Below are 18,792 nucleotides of genomic sequence, written 5' to 3' on the forward strand. Positions count from 1 at the left end.
CCCGACGACAAGCCCAGGGCAAAACCCGGCGCGAAGCCATCCGCTGTCTCAAGCGCTACGTCGCCCGCGAGATCTACAAGATCATCACAACACCACAGCGCACTTGACATCCATAGGGGCATCAAACTCGCCGTCCGCTACGAAGCCGCCGTCCAGATCGCCGCCATCAACGACTGGTTAACCCGACTTCGAAACACGACCTAGATGCATAGATCCCGCGGTAAGGGATGTGAGGCTCTCTGTCTCTGGAGCCGTAGCCCGCCGCGACAACAGGTCAGGCCCTTCCAACTCGGCAAGGACGCCTGACACGGAGCCGACCGTAGGCTCACCCATGGGTCGCACCTCCATTGCGATCAAGGAGCCTGCCGAGCGTGCCTAGCGCTGGGCAGGCTCCGACATTTCCGGTGATGATTCACATTCCGCCGGGAATCTCAGGTCTGCCCATAAGCCTCTCTGCACTCGAATTCAGGTGCCAGAGGACGCCCGCCCGCTGGAGTGCCCAATGCGCCCGAGTGGACAGCGGTCAGGTATCACCCCGGACGAGGGAGAGCCCGCGCACGGAAAGGTTCGGCGAAGCGCCGGCCTCAGATCTCCCGATCGACGATGTGCCGCATGTACAGCTCGGGTCGCGCGAGGAAGCGCCGCCAGTCGTCGACCAGGGGGAGCTCGGCCCACTCCGTCACGCGGCAGCCGTGGTCGCCCAGCTCGATGATCTGGGCTCCGGGCAGGCTCGTGAGAATCGGCGAATGGGTGGCGCAGATGATCTGGCCGCCCTCGCCCGCGACCCGGTGCATCAACGCCGCCAGACGCAGGCAGGAGCCGAAGGAGAGGGCGGCCTCCGGCTCGTCCATGAGATAGAGGCCCGGGCCGTCGACCATGTAGGCCAGGACGGTGAAGAAACCCTCGCCGTGGGACTGCGTGGTGAGGTCGTCCTCCCAGAAGCCCTTTCCCTCTTTGGTGATGACGCCCCGGGCGAGGTTGAAGAGCGTTTCGGCCCGGAAGAAGAACGCGCGCCGTTTCAGGCGGGGACCGTGCAGCAGGCGGCCGCCGGCGACGGTGAGTTCGGCGTCCAGGACCTCGCCGAGCGGGGTGGCGGGGCCGGTGCTGGCGTATTTCGTGCCTGCCTTGCCGCCTTCTGAGTTGATCTTGCTCACGTCCGCGATCGCCTCCATGATCGTGGACTTGCCCGACCCGTTCTCACCGACGAGGAAGGTGACAGGGGCGGTCAGCGGCAGGCCTCGGTCGGAGAGGTGGCGGACCGCGGGCAGGGCGGCGCACCAGGAGTCCGGGAGTCGCCGGGCGCTCAGTCGGGTGATCAGCACGGAGGGTCTCTCGTTTGTCGGTGGGGAGATCTATTGTCCCGGCCATGACTTCAGCGACGCAGGCGTACACGTACGCCGCGCCCTCCTCTCTTGTCGACGGCCGCCTCGGTTTGGCGACCTCTGGCGGCCGGGCCCTGACCGGGCCGTCCGTGGCACCCCGGTTCTTCAGCGGCGTGGTGACCCAGGCGGCGCCCGCCGCGGCGGCGCTGCTCGGTGTCGCCGATGTGGCGCTGGCGCGCTATCACCAGCCGCAGGCGCGGAGCTGGGTGCGCGATCCGGTGGTGACGTGCAACGGAGACCGGTTGAGGTTCGAGTCGTTCTCGGCCTGCGGCGGGGTCTACGCCCGGCTCGACCTGCTGGGCGGCGCGCTCGACGGCGAGGTGTTCGACCGGGGGACCACCAACGTCGACGTGAACGCGCCGCTGCGGGAGGCGCTGGCGCGCGTCGGCGCGCGTGATCCGCTGCACCTGGGGGTCGGGCTCGACGAGCTGGTCGTGACGACGATGGACGGCGCGGTGGTGGAGAAGAAGGTGCCGCTGCCCGAACGCTGGTTGCGCGGGTTCGCCGAGGTGCAGGTCATCGCCTCGGGCATGGACCAGCGCGGCGAGCTGGCGGGCCTGGCGGCGGTGCGGTTCCTGCGCGGGCTGCCGAAGAAGGGCACGTTGTGGGCGACCCAGGCGGGGCGTGAGCTGAGGGTCTCCGACCGTCAGGTCCCGGGCTCGGTGCGGCTCGCCGCTCCCAACCGGCTCGGCACGCTCCTGCCGCTCCTGCGCTTCGCGAAGACCCTTCGTGTGTACGGCCCGGGCGACGCCGCCTCCAGCGCCTGGGAGCTGGAGCTGCCCGGAATGCGCTACACGCTCGTGTTGTCCCCCGAACGCTGGCGCGGTTTCTCCGGCGAAGGCGCGGTCCTCGACGACCTGGCCACCGACGAGGCCGAGAACGACGCCGACGTGGTGGGCATGCTGCTCAACTTCGAGCCCGAGGTCGAGATCGGCCTGCTGGCCGACCGCGCGGGCATCCCCGCCGACCGGGTGCGGGCCGCGCTGACCCAGCTCGGCGTCGCCGGACGGGTCGGCTACGACCTGGCGGAGGCCGCCCACTTCCACCGCGAGCTGCCCTACGACAAGGACAACGTGCTCCTGCTCAACCCTCGGCTGGCCAAGGCGCGCACGCTGGTCGAGGCGGGGGCGGTGCGGCTCGAAGGCGAGCTGGCCAGCGTCACCACCTCGGGCGGAACCCGCCGGGTCTCGCTGACCGACGGCTCCTGCACCTGCGAGTGGTGGTGGGACCATCGCGGCTCCCGCGGGCCGTGCAAACACGTGCTCGCCGCCCGCATCGCCGCCCGCGCCGCCGTCGAGGTCTCCCGATGAGCCTCCTGGCGGAGATCTCCCACCTGCTCGCCGACAGGTCGATCACCCGGCTGGCCGACCGGCTGGTCACCCTCACCGAGGAGGAGCGCGCCGAGCTGACCGGGCAGCTGCCCGGCCTGGTCAAGAAGGTGCGCGTCCCCGACGAGCCGCTCGACGCCACCATGCTGCTGCTGACCGGGGCCGGCGTCATCACCGGCCCGGCCGCCGCCGTGACGTGGATGACCGGCCGCGACGTCACCCGCCGCTGGGCCGCCCCCATCGACGTCGCCCTGGTGTGCCGGGTAGCGGCCACCCGGCCGCCGGAGTGGCGGCGCGACGTCGCCGTCCGGCTGGCCCAGCGGATCCGGCGGCCCGGTGACCGCATCGCGCCGCTGGCCGTGGCGCTGCTGCGCGAGTCCGGCGCGGCGCCGCCCGAGCATGACCCGCTGGTCGCCGCGTGGTTGTCCGAACCGGGCGTCGCCGACGACCCGCTGACCCCCGTTCTGCTGCCCCGGGTCTTCGACGCCGACGGCGCGGGCCGCGCCCTCCGGGACGAGCGGCTGGAGCCCGAGCCGACCCACTGGCTGGCCACCGCCGTCCGCGAGCTGCCCAGGGAGCAGGCGCTCGACGGGTGCGTGAGCCGGTTCCTGCGCGGCGGCGACCCGCAGGACCTGCGGTTCTTCGTCCGGCTGCACACGCTTCTCGACCCCACGCCCGCCGAGTCGGCGCCCCGCGTGCGCGACTACCTGCGCCTGCTGCCGTCGGCACCGGGCCCGGTCGCCGAACTGGCCGCCGCGCAGGTCCGGCGGGCGCTGCCGCTCGACCACGCCGACCTGGTGGAGGCGGTGGAGGCGCTGACCTTCCGCCCCGAGGCCAAGCTCGCCGCTGTGGGCCTGCGCTGGACCGACCAGACGATCCGGGCCACCCCGGAGCACGCGGGGGATTTCGTCACGGCGCTGACCATGGCGTACGCCCACACGTCCTTCGACGTGCGCAACCGCGCGGCCGAACTGACCATGAAGCACGCCGGCCTGTTCACGGCTCACGCCGAGGCGTTCCTGGCGGCGATCCCCGAACTGCCCGCCGGGCTCGCCGCCGCCCTGGCGACACGGTTCGGCGGCGAGGTGCCGGTCGAGGACCTGCTGGAGCGCAAGGAGTTCCCGCCGCTCCCGGAACCGCCCGAGCCCGAGCCGTTCCCCCAGCCGTCGATCGTCCCCTCCGGCCTCGACGAGTGGATCCGCCTGGAGCGCTGGCTGGCCGCCTTCGTCGCCGGCATCCACGCCGACCGGGCGGAACTGCGCCGAGAGCTCACGCCCTACGTCGAGCAGCAGTCCTACTACCGGCAGGCCGACGCCCGGCGCACCAGCCCCGACGCGTGGCAGACGACCCTCGCCGCCGAGCTGGTCTCGCCTGGCAGCGTGCCGGTCCTGCCGCCGCTCGGGCCGGAGCGGTTCTGGGAGGGCGAGAGCTACTCGACGCAGGTGCTCGCCGTGACACGGGGTGCGGAGATCGCGCCGCCGGAACAGACCTACCGGGGGATCACCGTCAGCTTCGGACACCCGGAGCGGGGCCACTATCTCGACGACGACGCCCCCGTGCGGTCCATCGACATCACCTGGACGAGCGACGAGGGCCCGTCCACGGCCGAGGCCCGCGAGAACGGCGAGCGGGTTCCCTACCGGAACGGCTGGGTCTCCCTCACCGGAGCACCCGTCGACGAAGCGGTCGCCAGGGCCGCCGAAATGCGGTGGAACCGTTTCCACGACGACGAAGAGAGGCACGCCGACGTCGGGGAAGCGATGCCCGACTTCGTCCTGGACGGGGTCTACGAACGGATGGCGGAACTCGGCGTCCACCCCGCCCGGATCGAGGCCATGCGCACGGGCGGCCCGGTGCCCCCGCCGGGCGACGACGAGCCGTGTGCGGCGGTGACGGTGACCTACTTCCCGGCCCGGCAGCGCTCCTTCCAACCCGCCCCGCTGCCCGAGGCCGAGGAATGGCGGCGGCAGCACCTGCTGCCCCACCCGAACATGATCTCCCCGCTCCACGACTTCCTGCTGCACCGTTACGCCGAGATCCTCGACGCCCTCCGCGCCGACACGCTGCCGCCCGTGCTGCTGGCCACCCCGACCTGGCTGCGCGGCCACCTCGACCCCGCCGTGCTGGTCGACCGCCTGGAGAGCTGCGCCGCCGCGGGCCGCGAGCCACTGGAGGCCGACCTGGCCCAGGCGCTGCTCCGGCTCCCGAGGGGCAACCACCCGGCCGAAGCCGCCCGCGCCGCCGCGATCGGATCGGCCGCAGCCCGGCAGGTCGCCGCCTGGCTGGCGGGGGAGGGCATGCCCGACCCGGAGTGCGGCGCGACCTGGCCGCAGCCGGCCGAGGGCGGCGAGCGCCGGCTGACGCCCGTGCTGCGGGCCGCGCCCACCGGTGTCCGGCTCATCGACGAGGTGGCCCTGCGGCAGCCGTTCGAGTGGACCGACGACGAGAAGGGCGGGGCGATGGGCGCCTGGCCCACGATGGTGCCGTCCCACCGGGAGGTCGTGGCGGTCAACTTCCTGCCCTTCACGCTCCGCACCTACTGGAGCCCGTGCGTGGGCCAGCGCGAGGTCTCCCGCATGGTCGCCGCCGACGGCCCCCTGGGCGACGCGACGGCGACGATCGTCGCCTATCTGCTCGGCGCGGAGCCGTCCCGGACGATCCCGCTGGTCCTGCGCATGGCCGCGCGGGGCGACCTGCCCGCCGAGACCATGGGCCGACGGCTCGCGCTGCTGATCCGCAACACCTGGCTGGAGACCCGGCCCGTCGTCACGGCCCTGGCCGACCTGGCCGAGGCGGGCGGCCACCACGAGGTGTGGCGCATGCTGCGCGCCATGCTGCCCGAGTTGCTCGGCGAAGGCCGCCGCATCACCGTCCCGCAGGCCGAACTGGTCGCCTTCGCCACCGACGTGGCCCGGTGGACGGGTGCGCGCGGGGAGATCCCGGTCATCGCCGAGTTCGCGAAGAGCCGCCGGACGATCCGCTTCGTCCACGAGTGCAAGCGGCTCCACGCCCAGCTCACCGGGACATGCGTACCGAGCACAGGGGCCGGATCGGATCCGACTGGAACAACGGCAACGAGCTGAGGTGCTGATGATGGCGGGTGTGGCGATCAGCCACGGTCCGGCGGGGCGGCCACCTGGCTGACGAACGCGGTTCCCTTCCGCGCGTCGACCGCGAGGCGCCTTCACCAACTGGTGAGGGCGCTCCGCCCGCTGCCGTCCGCGCTGCCGTCCGCGCTGCCGTCCGCGCTGCCGTCCGCGCTGCCGTCCGCGCTGCCGTCCGCGCTGCCGTCCGCGGCCCGCCATCATTTACGTCGCGCTGAACCGCGCCTCGAATGCCCTCATTGCTCGCTTCGCGCCTGTCATGAGAGCCGAGCGCCGCTATGACGTCGGCGGGTGCGCGGGATGGTGACCTCTGGGAACAGGACAAGGTCGCCTGGTCGCACCGTAGTAGGACATGGCGGCGGCGAGCAGGCCCAGGCCCCACAGTGTGTAGCCGAACATCTCCATCGACACCTTCCAGACCGGGGCCTGGCCGAGGTTGCCCTTGCCAAGAATCCATGCGGTCATCCCGGCCACGCCGAAGTAGCCGGCCAGGCCGGCGCCGACGAACAAGGCGGGTCCGAGCACCAGCCATCGCGGCACATCACGCCCTGCCAGCGGAATCACCCACCGCGGCCAGATCCGGCCGAACCGGTGGACCAACGCCAGCGGCAGGAGGGTGCCCGCAAGGATCATCAGGATGACGAAGACCGCGAAAGGCGAACCGTCCATGAACGGCAGCGGCTCGTGCGCCGTGACGGAGTCGAGCACCAGCGCGGTCACCCGAGCCGCGCAACCGCCGATCGCGACGTAGGCGGCGAGGTAGGCCCAGCGCGGTGCGGGGTCGGTGCGCCGCTCCGGCGAACGGCCGTGCACCCGGCCGCAGTGGACGCAGGCCCGCCGGACCCTGCGCTGCTCGGCGACGGCACATCCAAGCGTCAGCACGCCCGCCGTCGCTCCGGCCGCGCGGGTCAGCAGACTTCCCCAGTGGTCGATCTGGCCGAAGAACATGGTGACGAGACTGATGGGGAGCATGTACGAATAGACGATCAGCCCGGCCCCGGCCACCCATGCCAGCGCCACCAGCGTCCACCGCGCGGGCACGGCCCAGTGGTGCGCGGTCCCGGCGGCGATCAGCGCGCACACCGCCGCGGCCGTCAAGGCGAGCGTCACCGCCGCCCACCGGCCGGGAGAGAACGGCTCCTCAGGCGGAGCCGAGGGTGATCCCGGGTCCATCAGCCACCACACGTGGGCCACCCCATAGGCCGCACTCCACCCCGCCGCAACGTAGGGCCACCTGCGCGGCCCGCCTAATGCCTCGGCTCTCATCCGAACTCCTCGGCCCCCGTGACTGGACGACTCGACGAGCGTGCTCTGTCAAGGCTGTGATCTCGCTGAGGGGCCCTGAGAATCCACTCAGCTGCGGAAGCGCGCGACGGTCTTCGGGCCGGGGAGGGGTGAATCTTCAGTTCAAATGCCAATTGACGGCGGGCGCGGCGCGGGGAGCGGCGGCGACAGGTCCCAGCCGCCGTGGTCCCTGCGTCCTCGGGGGACCACGCTGCTTCGAGGGGGTCTATTGCAGAGGGCACCGAAGCCCGCTCGCCGACAAGAGATAATGATCTACAAAGTAAAGGCGCCGGGTGAAAGAGCGCAACAAATGAATAAAACAAACTCCTCAGCGAGAACGGGACTCAGTTCGGTGCCCGGCCAATGAGCTGACTGCTTGAAACAGAGAAGCATGCCACAGCGGTGCGCGCCTGCAGGCAGGCCTGGTGGATCTTGGGAGGGCATGGTCGTGCTCGGCAACCGGCACATGAACTCGGAAGCCACGCGGGGGGAGGGACCCATCATCGATGGGCCATCGCATCGCGGTCATCATCGAGGGCATGAGGCCGCAACCATTGGTCGAGCACGGGGAAGGTAATGCTGCGATGCCAGCGGCCGGAGAAGGACGTCATGCTGCTGTTTCGGCTGATCGGGGAGTCGCTGGAGCACCTGCGCCCGTGGATGCCGTGGGTGGCCGGGCACAGCAGGCAGGCCACCGCTGATTTCCTGGCGCGGTGCGGGTCTCGGTGGGAGCGCAGAGAGGCCTACGACTACGCGATCGTTCACCGGGGCAGGGTCGTCGGCAGTTGTGGGATGTCCACCGGTGCCGACCCCGGCGGCCGGCAGATCGGCTACTGGCTGCATCCGGCCGTGACCGGGCGCGGTCTGGCGACGCTGGCCGTGACCGCCTTGGCCGAGCAGGCGTTCACGCTGCCGGCTGTGGCATACGTCGAGATCGTCCATGATGTCGCCAACGCCGCCAGTGGCGCGGTGGCCCGGCGTGCGGGCTTCAGTCAGACCGGGCGCCGGGCCGGCAGGTTGCCGTCGGCCCCGGGGGAGAGCGGCGTCGACCTGGTCTGGCGATTGTCTCGTCCGCCGTGGCCGTAGGGGAGCGGTCACATCGGCCGGATGCCCGTCTCACCGCGGGCGGGCGAAGCGTTCGCACAGGCGCTCGAGCCCCAGACCGCTGATGAGCAGGCGTTCCTTGGCGTTGTTGAGCAGGTCGGCGCTCCAGGTGACGAAGCCGCCGTCGCCGAGGTTGAGATCGTCTCCGGCCGGGGTGGTGGCGCGGATCTCGAAGCAGGCGTCCCGGTAGTAGCCGCGGCCGCCGGTGCGATCGTCGTCGAAGGCGAACACGGTGGTGGGGTGTGCCTGCGTGAGCGGGTCGAGGACGTTCTCGCGCAGGGTTCGGCGGTGCCGTCCGGCGGTCAGGTCGGTGACGGACACGCGTACCTCGGTGACCCGATGGCCGAGGGTGCGGACGCTGTCCAGGAGGTCGAGGTGGACGCCGATCTGTTCGGCCAGGGCTGTGGTCTCGAATGCGAACGAGCCCTCGTCGCGGCCGGCGGTGCACAGCCCCAGCATCGTGAAGTGCGCCGCCATGCCGGGCGCGGCGTAGGACTGGGCGCGGACCACCCGGTGCACGGCCGCCAGCCGGACCCGCCGGCCGGAACGAGGGTCGCGGCGCAGCAGGTCGCGGCGGCGTACCGCGCATTCCAGAGCCAGCACGTTGGTGGCGTCCGCGACGACCTCGGTGGTGCGGACGGTGGTGACCACCTTGTTCTGGTCCGCGGTCGCCACCGCGGAGACGGTGCCCAGGGGGCACAGCGGTGACAGCGCCACGGCGGTGAAGGCGTGCTCGGACAGCCGCCTGTGCACCAGGGCCTCCAGGCGTGCCAGTTCGCCGGGGTCCAGCGCCGACGGCTGGGTGAAACGGTTGTGCTCGTAGGCGTGCAGCAGGCGAGCGGGCGTCACCGCGGCGGCGCGGCGGCGGGAGACCTCCAGCAGCAGCGTCTGCAGATCGGTCGGCGTCAGTCGCTCGGCGAGCGCCTCCAGGAGTTCGGGAGCGGCGCCCTCGCGCAGGATCCGGCCGAGCCATCGATCACGCGCCGCCGGTCGATCTCCATCGTGTCCGAGCGGATCACTCATCGCCTCATTGTGGCCGACTCCCGCGCTCCAGGAGTCTCGACATGCCTGGAACGTCCACGTATGTTCAATGAGCCAACCATAGGTATCGGGGCCTGACCTGCGGGAATGCCGTTGACAGTTAGTGCGAGTCTCGAAATTCATGTCATCAACGTCAGTCAGGGCGACTCGATCCTGATCATCAATCGTGACCTCGCCAAGGTGAAGAAGGCGATCGAGAAAGTTCCGGGCACGACCGTCCCCGGCAAGCGCATCGACTGGGTGCCGTACGCGATCGAGCAGAAGGTCCCGCTGACGGGCACGGTCAAGAAGGCGTTGCTGGTCGACGGCGGCTACGGCTGGTTCGGGCGGGACGTGCTGTTCAAGCTTCGCCGCCACGGCGTCGTGGAGGGCAAGGCGGGCTGGTGCCCGAATCTGTACGTGATGGTCAGCCACTTCCACGACGACCACCAGATGGGCCTGCGCGACGTGCTGCTCAGGAAGGTCCCCGGGAAGACCAAGAAGGGCAAGCAGCAGTTCGTGACGCGTTACGTGCCCGGCCGGATCTACCTGAGCCCGCTGGCCGACGCGCGCAACCCGGGCAACACCTCCTTTCCGCTGTTCAAGAAGGCCGTGCGGGCGGTCGCCAGAGCCCACCCGACGCAGAAGACGACGGTCGTCGAGGTCGGCCGGGGTGGCGTCCCGGCCGGGAGGAAGGACTTCACCGACCCGGTCGGCTTCGACCTGGGCACCGGGGTCGTGGACGACGACGGCACGCCGATCCCGATCACGGTCCGGATGATCGCCGCGGGGCAGTCGGTGCATCTGGAGCAGGCGCGGAGGCTGGAACCGGTGCCGTCGAAGACGTCCGGCAAGTCGGTCGACGAGAACGACCGGTCGCTGGTGTTCGTCCTCGAATATGGATCGTTCCGATTCTTCTGCGGCGGTGACATCGCGGGTGACGGCATGGCCTTCGGCGGCAACCCGCCCGACCAGTCGATGCCGCCGATCGCCAAGGCCGTCCAGGCGAAAAAGAAGAAGAAGGCCTATGGCTCGAAGAAGAAGCGCCGGCCCAAGCTGGGCGTCTCCTACACGCACGCCGACGTCGAGACGCCGCTCCGGACCGCGATGGTCCAGGCATACCCGGAGCTGGGCTGGGTGGCCGGTGAGGACTGGTCGCCGAACGCGGGTCACTGCACGGTCATGAAGGCCAGTCACCACGGCAGCGCCTCCAGTGTCGACACCTACTTCCTGGCGACGTTGCGGCCCACCGTCGTGGCGATCTCGTCGGGCATCAAGCTCTCCAACCACGGTCATCCGACCGACGTGGTGCTACGGCGGCTGCACCGGTCGGTCGCCGCCCAGTGGGAGGACCCGTTCAGCACGGCCACCCCCAAGGAGAAGGTCGACAACACGGTGGAGCAGGTCTACATCACCGAGATGACGAAGCTGGCCAAGGGGGTCGCCAACCCGGCCAAGCCCCTCGAATCACGCCTGATCGGCGACATCACGATCCGCCCGGTGGACGAGACGATCGTCGCGGTCCGCGCCGCCTCGGCGACCGCGCCGGCGAAGCTCCAGGTCCAGGTGTACGGCACCGGCGACGTCACCCGCCTCGTCGGCGACGCCGGCGTGAAGCTGCCCGGCTACGAGCTGATGCCCGGTGAGCCGGTCGACGGCATGGCCACCGCCTACCGCGTCGGCCCGTGGTATCACCCGGACAAGGTCTGAGAGGGACGGACATGCCACTGGAAAGTGTGGAGCGTTCCACCGGGACGTACCTGAAAGGGGTCGTCGCCGGGGACGACGAGGTCTACCTGGGCCGGATCGCGCGTCAGGTCGGCGACCACTGGGTCGGCTTCGACGACTCGTTCGCCATGCCGGTGATGCGCGCGTTCTGCCGGGCCCCGGAGAAGTTGCGGCCGGAGCCGTACTTCCATCTCGGCTACATGCAGTTCGCCCAGGTCAACGTGTACGGGGTGGCGGTGCCGCCGAGCGTGTTCGTGCCCCACTGGAAGGAACGCGAGGCCTACGTCTGGGACGAGCACACCCAGCAGTACCTCGACTTCATGGGGCCAGCCGAGGCGCGGGCGCGGGACGTCTCGGCGCCCTTCTACGCCTTCAACGGGCAGCAGCGGAAGGAGAGGCTGCGCGAGGAGGCCTACTACTACCACGGACGGCCGAACGGGTCGCTGCTGCAGATCAACCCGTTCGTCCCGGAGACCGGCACGGGCCTGAGCCGGTGCGCCTCGATCGTCTGCGAGGTCGACCTGGAGCTGCTGTCGGGCGCCGACGTCGCCGAACTCGTCAAGGGGTGGGAACCGCTGGTCGTGATCGACCGCAAGACGGGCGAGGAGCCCTACCGGACGGCGCTGACGCACCTGCGGGCCAACCCGCTGCCGGACGCCGAGCCGGAGGACACCGACCCCGTGATCGACGAGATCGTCGGGGACTCCGACATCGTGGCCCGGGTCATCGGCGAGTACGTGCTGCTGGAGATGCCCGACCCCGAACATCTGGGCTCGACGTTGTGCGTCAGCGCGACCACGACGAAGATCACGGTGCACGCCCTGTCGGCCTACGACGTGAAGTCGGCCCGTGACCGCGCCGTGGCCGAGATGTGGGACCGCCTCTACGACCATCTCGCGTCCGTCAACAGCCTGCCCGCCGGCCGGGTCGACAAGACCGGCGACCTGCCCTGCCTGCGTCCGCGACCGGGCGACTTCGCGGTCGAGCTGCGCTACACCACCGTCCTGGCGGGCCTGGCCCGCCGCACGGTCACCCGGTCGACCGGCGGGGGCCGGCGTGAGGCGCTCTCGGCCTTCACCTGGTCGGCGCTGGCGCAGTTCGACGAGGTCAGCGGCGACTTCGGGCTGACCGCGATCCGCCTCCCGGCGGAGGTCGGGTTCTCGATGGACCCCGTCTCGAAGATGTGGCTCGACGTGAAGACGATGAGCAGGTACGACGGCCTGTCGATCGACCTGAGCCACTTCACCCGCGCGGCGATCGCCCGCGACGGGTTCGCGTCCCGAGGCGGCCTGCGGGAAGTCAGGCCGCTGGACACCGTGATGTCGACGGGGAGTGGCACGTGAGCGAGCCCTTACGCCCCGAGGTGGCGCTGAGTTACACGGCCGGACGCCTGGTCGTGGCCTGGACGGGCGCCGGCGCGCCCGCCTACCGGGTGCGGGTGACCGACGGCGCGGGTTCCCCCGCCTACCAGGCCGAGGTGCCCGCCTCCCCGCTGGCCTGCGACTTCGAGCCGGTGCGCGGGCAGACGTACACGGTCACCGTGACGCCCGTCGGGGCGCCCAGCCTGCCGGTGACCCTGACGGTCCCGGACGCGGCGGCGATCCTCCGCGACCTGTCCGACCGGCTCGTCGCCGAACGCGGCGACGCCTACGTCTTCACCGGGCTGCCGCTGATCGCCGACCGGACCCTGAAGTCGGAGGCGCTGCCGGTGCTCGACCCGTCGGTGCCGTCGCTGACGATCAGCGGCACCTCCGAGGCCACCACGGGCGACCCGGCGACGCCGGCCGAGGTCGTCTTCACGGTGTCGCCCGACTACGAGCTGCGGCTGGTCTGGGTGGAACGCCCGGCGTCGGGCCGGGTGCTCGACCTGCCCGCCTACGACCACGTCGACTTCACCGATCCGGTGTTCGTGACGTCGAGCTTCGCCCACGACGACCCCGCCTTCGGGTTCCCGCTCCCGGCCGGCGCCGCGTTCGAGGGCACGCTTTCCGGAGGCGCCGCGGGTGTGCGGGTCGGCGGGCCGCTGACGCCGGAGTTCACCTGGGAGGCCGCGGGGACCCTGCCGCCGTTGACGCTGAGACGCGCCGGGCAGGACCCCGTCACCGTCACCGGCGGGCGGCTCACCCTGACCCAGGCCGCCCAGAGGGTCACCGGCACGGTCACCCTCGGCGAGGCCGACTACGGGGTCGTGCTCGATCTGCCGACGATGGGCGTCCGGGACCCGCACCTGCGGTTCACCGGGACCACCCTGCCCGGCCCGGCGGCCTGCGGCGTCGACGACGTGCTCGGCGTCCGGCTGCCCGGGGCGCTGCTGAAGCTCGCGGGGCTGCGGGTCGCCGAGCTCACCCTGGGCTACTCGCCCGTGGGGTTCGAACCGACGACCACCCGGGTCGTGTTGCGATTCGGGACCACGCCCCTGGCGATGGGCGGGGTCGCGCTGTCGGACCTCGCGGTGACGTGCGTGGTCCGGCGGGTGCCGGGGCAGCCGCCCAGTTGCTCGGCGGAGCTGTCGGCGTTGCTGACCGTCGGCGCCGCGACCTACCGGGTCGCGGCCGGGGTGCCCGCCGACGGTCCCTGGTACTTCGAGCTCGACGACCCCGCTCTGGCGCTGCCCAGGTTCGCGGGGGTCGACGTGGCGGAGTCGGCGGCGTTGCTGCCCGGCGGGTACGGGGATGTCGTGCGGCTGACCCACGCCGCGGTGCTGGCCGACGCGACGGGCCTGATCGGGGTCGAGTTCACCGTCGGGCAGGGCCCCGCGTGGACGTTCGGGCCGCTCACCGTCTCCGGCTGGTCGGCCGCGATCGGCGCGAACGCCGCCGACGGCTGGTCTCCCGCCGCCGACGTGCACGGCACCCTCGCGCTGGGCGGCGCGGCGATGGACGTCTGGCTGAGCCTGCCGCCCGACCCCGGCCGGCCGTGGACGCTCGCGATGGAGGAGGGCGCGAGCGTCCACGTTCCGTCGCTGGGCACGCTGCTCGGCCTGCTCGGATCGACGGTGGCGCTGCCGCCGGGGCTGTCGACACTGGGAGAGCTGGAGCTGTCGGCGTTCTCGGTCGCGTTCGACGCGAAAGGCGTACACCACCTCGGTTTCGACGTCGAGCAGGCCGCCGACTGGGTCGTCGTCGCGGACGCGCTGACCCTGCGCGGGTTCGGCGCGTCGCTGCTGATCAGTGACGACGGCGTGACCGGCATGCTGGAGGGCACGGTCGAGATCGCCGGGGAGCCGGTCGACGCGAGCCTGCTCAGGAACGAGGTCACCGACGGCTGGTTGTTGCGCGCCGCCTACCTCGACGTCGTCGAGGTCGACTCCATCGCGGCGCTCGGCGACTGGCTCGACCCCGGCGAGGGCGCCCTGCCGGTGGGCCTGCCGCTGTCGGAGGGCTTCGACGTGTCGCAGGTGTGGGTCGCGTTCACCCCTGCCGGCACGCTCGACGGCTTCGGGTTCACGATCTACGCCCCCGACGTGTGGACCGTCGCCGAGGGCGTGCTGGCGATCACCGACGTGCGAGCCGAACTCGCGCTGCCCCACCCGGCGTCCTCGGACGGGGTCGTCGCCGACATCCACGGCGTGGTCACGCTGGCCGGGCTGGAGATCGGCGTCAGCGCGGTCAAACCGGCCGCCACCGCGCCCTGGGAGTTCACCGGAAGCCTGCTCGAGGGCTGCGTGGTCGACCTGGTCGGCGCGCTCAACGGCCTGACCGGCGGGCACGCGCTGCCCGCCGACGCGACCCGCTACGGCCTGCCCTCGAAGATCACCATCGTGGCGGCGGAGGTGTCGGCGATCCCCGATCTGGAGCGGTTCCACTTCGCGGGCCGCACCCGCACCGAATGGGAGATCACCCTCGGCGGCACGACGCTGGCGATCAGGGCGCTCGGCGGCGTCATCGATCTCGACGGCGAGTCGCTGACCGGCACCCTCACCGGCACCCTGGAGTTCGCCGGCATCGCGGCCGACCTCACGCTGCGGATCGGGAACGCGGCGACGCCGACCGTGTTCGGCGGTGTCATCCGCGATCCGGCCGCCGTGAAGATCGACGAGGTCGCCGCGATCGGCGGCACCTGGCCCACCGGCCTGTCGCTCGGCACGTTCAGTGAGGCCGCGTTCGCGCTCGACCTGACCAACGACTTCTTCGTCGTGTACGGGGCGGTCCCGCACGCCACCGCCCTCGTCTACGCCGGTGAGGCGAACGGCCGCTGGTCCTACGCGGCGGCCCTGGCCATGGACGACGGCTTCACCTTCGCCCAGCTGTCCGCCTCGTTGTCGGTGGTGGACGAGGTCCTGAAGGTCCGGTCGGCCCGGGTCGTCGTCTGCGACCTGGCCGAGACCACCCTCGCGCAGCTGGCCGCGACGACCGCCACGGCGCTCCACGTGGTCGACCCGGCGGCCGTCTCGCCGCTCGGTGTCGTCGCCGCCGACACGACCACGCTCACGAGCGGCATCCTGGTCGCCGCCGACCTCGACTTCTCCACCGGCCTGACCGCGCACGTCCTGCAGATCGGTACCGCGGGCACCGCTTCGGTCCGGTTGTACGCCTCCATCGGTCAGGGCCGCTACTGGGCCGACCTGCCCGACATCACCGTCGCCGACACCCTCAAGCTGACCCTGGTCAAGCTGGCGTACACGACCGAATTCGCCGACCGGCTCGACCTGACCGCCCACCTCGGCCTGACCGGGCTGTTCGGCGCCGACCACGGCTTCGACCTGACCCTGTCGATCACCGACACCGGGCTCACCTCCACCGCCGCGCCGACCACCGGCGTGATCGAGGAGCCCTTCGGGCTGCCCGGCATCACCCTGTCGGGACTGTCGGTCGTCGTCGCCTACGTCTGGGCTCCCAGGAGCTCGTCCTACCAGCTGACCGGCGAGGTGAAGCTCGGCCCCGCGCCGGAGGAGGGCGAGCAGGACACCCGGCTGGCCTGCCGGGGCTGGCTCGGATTGAGCGGCGGCACGGCCGAGACGTTCCGGGTGGTGCTCACCCAGCCGTTCCCGATCGCCGCGTTCGTCGCCCAGTGCGTGACCGGCGGCGGCTGGCCGGACGCGTTCATCGAGATCACCTTCCTGACCGGCGAACTCCTCTACGTCCGGGCCACCGGCGTGTACGAGATGCGGGCCCGGGTCGAGCTGACGGTCGTCGAGCCGTTCGAGCTGGACACCGTCGTGACCGTCCGTGCCGACGGGGTCGAGGCGGCGATCGAGCTCGGGTCGCTCGACCTCGGCTTCGTGTCGTTGCTGAACTCGGTCCTGGCCGTCAGGACGGGGGAGGGGCAGCGGCTCGAACTGACCACCGACGCCGTGTTCTTCGGCGAGCCGTTCTCCGCCGGGGTCGCGGTCGCCAAGCGGTCGGGGGGCACCGTGTTGTCGGGGTGGCTGGAGACCGACCGCGAGCTCGACCCCTTCGGCGCCCTCCACGTCACCTTCGCCTACGAGGACGGTGACCTCTCGATCGCCGACTGGCCGTCGTTCGACTGGGCGCGCGAACTCGTCGACCTGTTCGCGGCCATCCGCCGCCGGGCCGGGCAGGGATGCGGGGACCTGGCCCACCTCGTCGCCAAGACCGCGTTCCGCACGACGTTCACGCTGCGGCCCGGGGTCCGGCTCGCCGGTGACCAGGTGGCGTTCGACCTGACCGGGTCGTACGCGTTGAAGGTGGCCGGGGCCGGCGATCCGTTCGTCGAGGTCGACCTGCCGGCGTTCACGGTGCTGATGCCGGTGTCGACCGCGTGGGAGGACGTGCCGGAGCGGCTCGCCGCCGGGATCGGCGGGGCGGCGGCGACGATCGCCGGCGACCTGCTGGAGCAGCCGCAGAAGCTCGCGATCATCGTCGGTGTGCTCGCGGCGGAGGAGGCGGTCGCGGCGGCGCTGCAGCTGGTGTGCGAAGGCCTCGCCGAGGCGGCGCTCGCCACCGCGACCCAGGCCGTCGTCACGACGGTCGCCGCGGCCACGTCGGCGGCCGCCGTCACGGCGGGGGCCCTGCTCGCCGCGGTCGCGGGCATCGTTCCCCGGAGGAGGTCGTCCGGCGGCTCGTCGGGGGGCGGCTCCTCTTCGGGCGGGTCTTCGGGCGGGTCTTCGTCCGGTGGTTCCTCGGGCGGTTCCTCCGGTGGAGGCACGCCGGCTCCGGAGACGCCCGTTCTGCGGGGCTTCGACTACGCCGACGGCGCGTTCACGGGGACGTGGAACGGCTCGTTGTTCGCCTCCGGGTACACGTTCGAGGTGGTGACGCCCGACGGGCGTGTGCTCGGCGGGCCCGCCGGGTTCCGGCTCGACTCGACGGTCGCCGCCGCGCTGACCGGCTACGGCGTGTACACGGGCCGGGTTCGCGGCACCCGGGGAGGCGCCGCGAGCGCGTGGGCGGAGCGTCAACTGGTGCGGCGGCCGTCACCGCGGCCGCAGGTCGCCATGGACGGGGGCGAGCTCGTCGTCACCTGGGCCGATGCCGTCGTGGGCCGCTACGACGTCCGCGTCGGCGATCACGTCGTCGCCGGGGTCACCGGAACCGAGGCCCGCATCCCGGTCCCGCCGGGCCGGACCGTGTTCGAGGTGGCGCTGCTGGCCGTCCGGCCCGGCGAACTGCCCGCCGAGTGGAGCGCCGCCACGCGGTACGAGATGGACCTGACCCTGTCGGACCCCGTGCTCGCCTTCTCCTCCGGGACGGCGTCGCTGACCTGGGAGGGGCCCGCGCTGGCGTACGAGGCGGAACTGCTCGACCCCGACGGCGGGCTCGCCGGGGTGGCGAGCGGGCCGGCCGGACGGTCGGCGGTGCTCGGCCAGGGGTTCCGCTGGGGCCAGGAGTTCCGCGCCCGGGTCCGGCTCGTGGCCGACCGCACGGGGCCGTGGGCCGAGACGCCCCTGGTCGGCGTCGGCCGCAAACCCGCCGGCGTCACCGTGACCGACGACGGCGCGAAGCTCACTGTGGCGTGGGAGCGGATGGAGGGGTTCGGCCAGTACTGGGTGCAGCTGCTCGGCGACGGCGGCTGGGGCGCGACCATCGAGACCAACCAGGCCACGGTGGAGGTCGACCCCGAGAACCGGGGCGCGTACGGCGCGCTCACCATCCGGGTGTCGGCGGCCCACGAGGAGATCCAGCCCTACTGGTCCGACCCGATCGAGGTGCCGCGCTGGATCGGCGTCGAACTGTCCGGCGACGGCCTGACCGTCGGCCTCACCGAAGCCGGGCGCGGTGACCTGCCCGCGGGCTGGACCGTGGTGCCGCGCGGCAGCGCCGGCCCCCTGGGCGCGATCGCCCGGCTCGCCGCCTGCGGCGTGATCCCCCTGCCGGAGGTGTACCGGCTGCTGGCCGAACCCTATCCCTGGCCGGAATGGAGCGAGAGCGGCGGCGGGCGCATGGCGGTCTGCCTGGGCATCGAGGCAGGCGGCGTCTGCGACGTCGACGTGCCGAACGGGCGGATCGTGCGCATGGTGAGCGATGAGGAGCTGGGCGGGCGTTACCTGCCCTCGAACGGCTGGGCGGCGGCGTCGGAGGGGCCGGTGGCGGCGCTCCTCCTGCTGCGGCGCCTGGCCGCGACGCTGGTCGAGAACGGGGTGCTGACCTCGGTGGGGGAGGTCTTCGAGGGCCTCGACCGGACCCGTCAGCAGGTGGAGACGTGGGGGAGCACGCTGCTGTCCCTCGCGCCGGAGGTCGGGGACGTCGTCTACGGGGTCGCGGACGACCGCCTGGGGGAGTACGCGCCTTCGGCCGAGAGCGGCTGGCTGGTCGTGTCCGCCGACGCGCCGGTTGCCATGATCGTCCGGCTGGTCACCGCGTTCGCCCAGCGCGGCCTGCTCACCGACGACCAGCGCTTCGCACTGTTCCCTTAGAGACCGATGTGACTCCGGGACGGGGT

9 protein-coding genes are annotated in these 18,792 nt (G+C 71.9%); 6 read left to right on the forward strand and 3 right to left on the reverse strand.

What is annotated here, in order from left to right; all coding sequences use genetic code 11:
• Nucleotides 1-584 precede the first annotated feature (584 nt).
• Nucleotides 585-1,322 (reverse strand): AAA family ATPase, encoded by a 738-nt coding sequence (locus QSK34_RS36315; RefSeq protein ID WP_285591183.1) that lies wholly within the window; start codon nt 1,320-1,322, stop codon nt 585-587.
• A 44-nt stretch (nt 1,323-1,366) separates the two neighbouring features.
• Between QSK34_RS36315 and QSK34_RS36320 the strand changes: the two genes are divergently transcribed.
• Together QSK34_RS36320 and QSK34_RS36325 are read left to right on the forward strand one after the other, a co-directional pair.
• A complete protein-coding gene (locus QSK34_RS36320) occupies nt 1,367-2,692 on the forward strand; it encodes an SWIM zinc finger family protein (protein WP_161482830.1) in 1,326 nt (441 codons plus the stop codon).
• A complete protein-coding gene (locus tag QSK34_RS36325; protein ID WP_285591186.1) occupies nt 2,689-5,793 on the forward strand; it encodes a DUF7824 domain-containing protein in 3,105 nt (1,034 codons plus the stop codon). Before QSK34_RS36320 ends, QSK34_RS36325 begins: the two co-directional genes overlap by 4 nt.
• Before the next feature lie 297 nt (nt 5,794-6,090).
• On the opposite strand, the gene QSK34_RS36330 is transcribed toward QSK34_RS36325, so the two are convergent.
• On the reverse strand, nt 6,091-6,924 hold the full coding sequence (locus QSK34_RS36330; protein ID WP_285591189.1) for a hypothetical protein: 834 nt from the start codon (nt 6,922-6,924) through the stop codon (nt 6,091-6,093).
• A gap of 750 nt (nt 6,925-7,674) precedes the next feature.
• Here QSK34_RS36330 and QSK34_RS36335 point away from each other — a divergent pair.
• Nucleotides 7,675-8,184 carry a GNAT family N-acetyltransferase gene (locus QSK34_RS36335; RefSeq protein WP_285591191.1) on the forward strand — a complete coding sequence of 170 codons (510 nt, stop codon included), beginning with the start codon at nt 7,675-7,677 and terminating at the stop codon, nt 8,182-8,184.
• Nucleotides 8,185-8,214: 30 nt separating this feature from the next.
• Here QSK34_RS36335 and QSK34_RS36340 read toward each other — a convergent pair whose 3' ends face one another.
• Nucleotides 8,215-9,225, reverse strand: coding sequence for a hypothetical protein (locus QSK34_RS36340; protein ID WP_285591193.1), 1,011 nt, complete (start codon nt 9,223-9,225; stop codon nt 8,215-8,217).
• Between the two features lie 111 nt (nt 9,226-9,336).
• Between QSK34_RS36340 and QSK34_RS36345 the strand changes: the two genes are divergently transcribed.
• The 3 genes from QSK34_RS36345 to QSK34_RS36355 are packed head-to-tail and all read left to right on the forward strand — an operon-like array spanning nt 9,337 to nt 18,766.
• Nucleotides 9,337-10,932, forward strand: coding sequence for a ComEC/Rec2 family competence protein (locus QSK34_RS36345; RefSeq protein WP_285591195.1), 1,596 nt, complete (start codon nt 9,337-9,339; stop codon nt 10,930-10,932).
• Nucleotides 10,933-10,958: 26 nt separating this feature from the next.
• Complete coding sequence (locus QSK34_RS36350) at nt 10,959-12,293, forward strand: hypothetical protein (protein WP_285591197.1); 1,335 nt, start codon at nt 10,959-10,961, stop codon at nt 12,291-12,293.
• Entirely contained in the window at nt 12,290-18,766 is a 6,477-nt protein-coding gene (locus QSK34_RS36355) for a hypothetical protein (protein ID WP_285591198.1), read from the forward strand. Before QSK34_RS36350 ends, QSK34_RS36355 begins: the two co-directional genes overlap by 4 nt.
• The last annotated feature ends 26 nt before the right edge of the window (nt 18,767-18,792 follow it).

The sequence above is a fragment of the Herbidospora sp. NBRC 101105 genome, from assembly GCF_030269205.1.
In the GTDB taxonomy this organism is placed as follows: Bacteria; Actinomycetota; Actinomycetes; order Streptosporangiales; family Streptosporangiaceae; genus Herbidospora; species Herbidospora solisilvae.

What these genes read in the sequence shown, in the direction of transcription:
- QSK34_RS36320 (WP_161482830.1), top strand. Translation starts at nt 1,367, where the DNA reads ATGACTTCAGCGACGCAGGCGTACACGTACGCCGCGCCCTCCTCTCTT.
- QSK34_RS36325 (WP_285591186.1), top strand. Translation starts at nt 2,689, where the DNA reads ATGAGCCTCCTGGCGGAGATCTCCCACCTGCTCGCCGACAGGTCGATC.
- QSK34_RS36335 (WP_285591191.1), top strand. Translation starts at nt 7,675, where the DNA reads ATGCTGCGATGCCAGCGGCCGGAGAAGGACGTCATGCTGCTGTTTCGG.
- QSK34_RS36340 (WP_285591193.1), bottom strand. Translation starts at nt 9,225, where the DNA reads ATGAGTGATCCGCTCGGACACGATGGAGATCGACCGGCGGCGCGTGAT.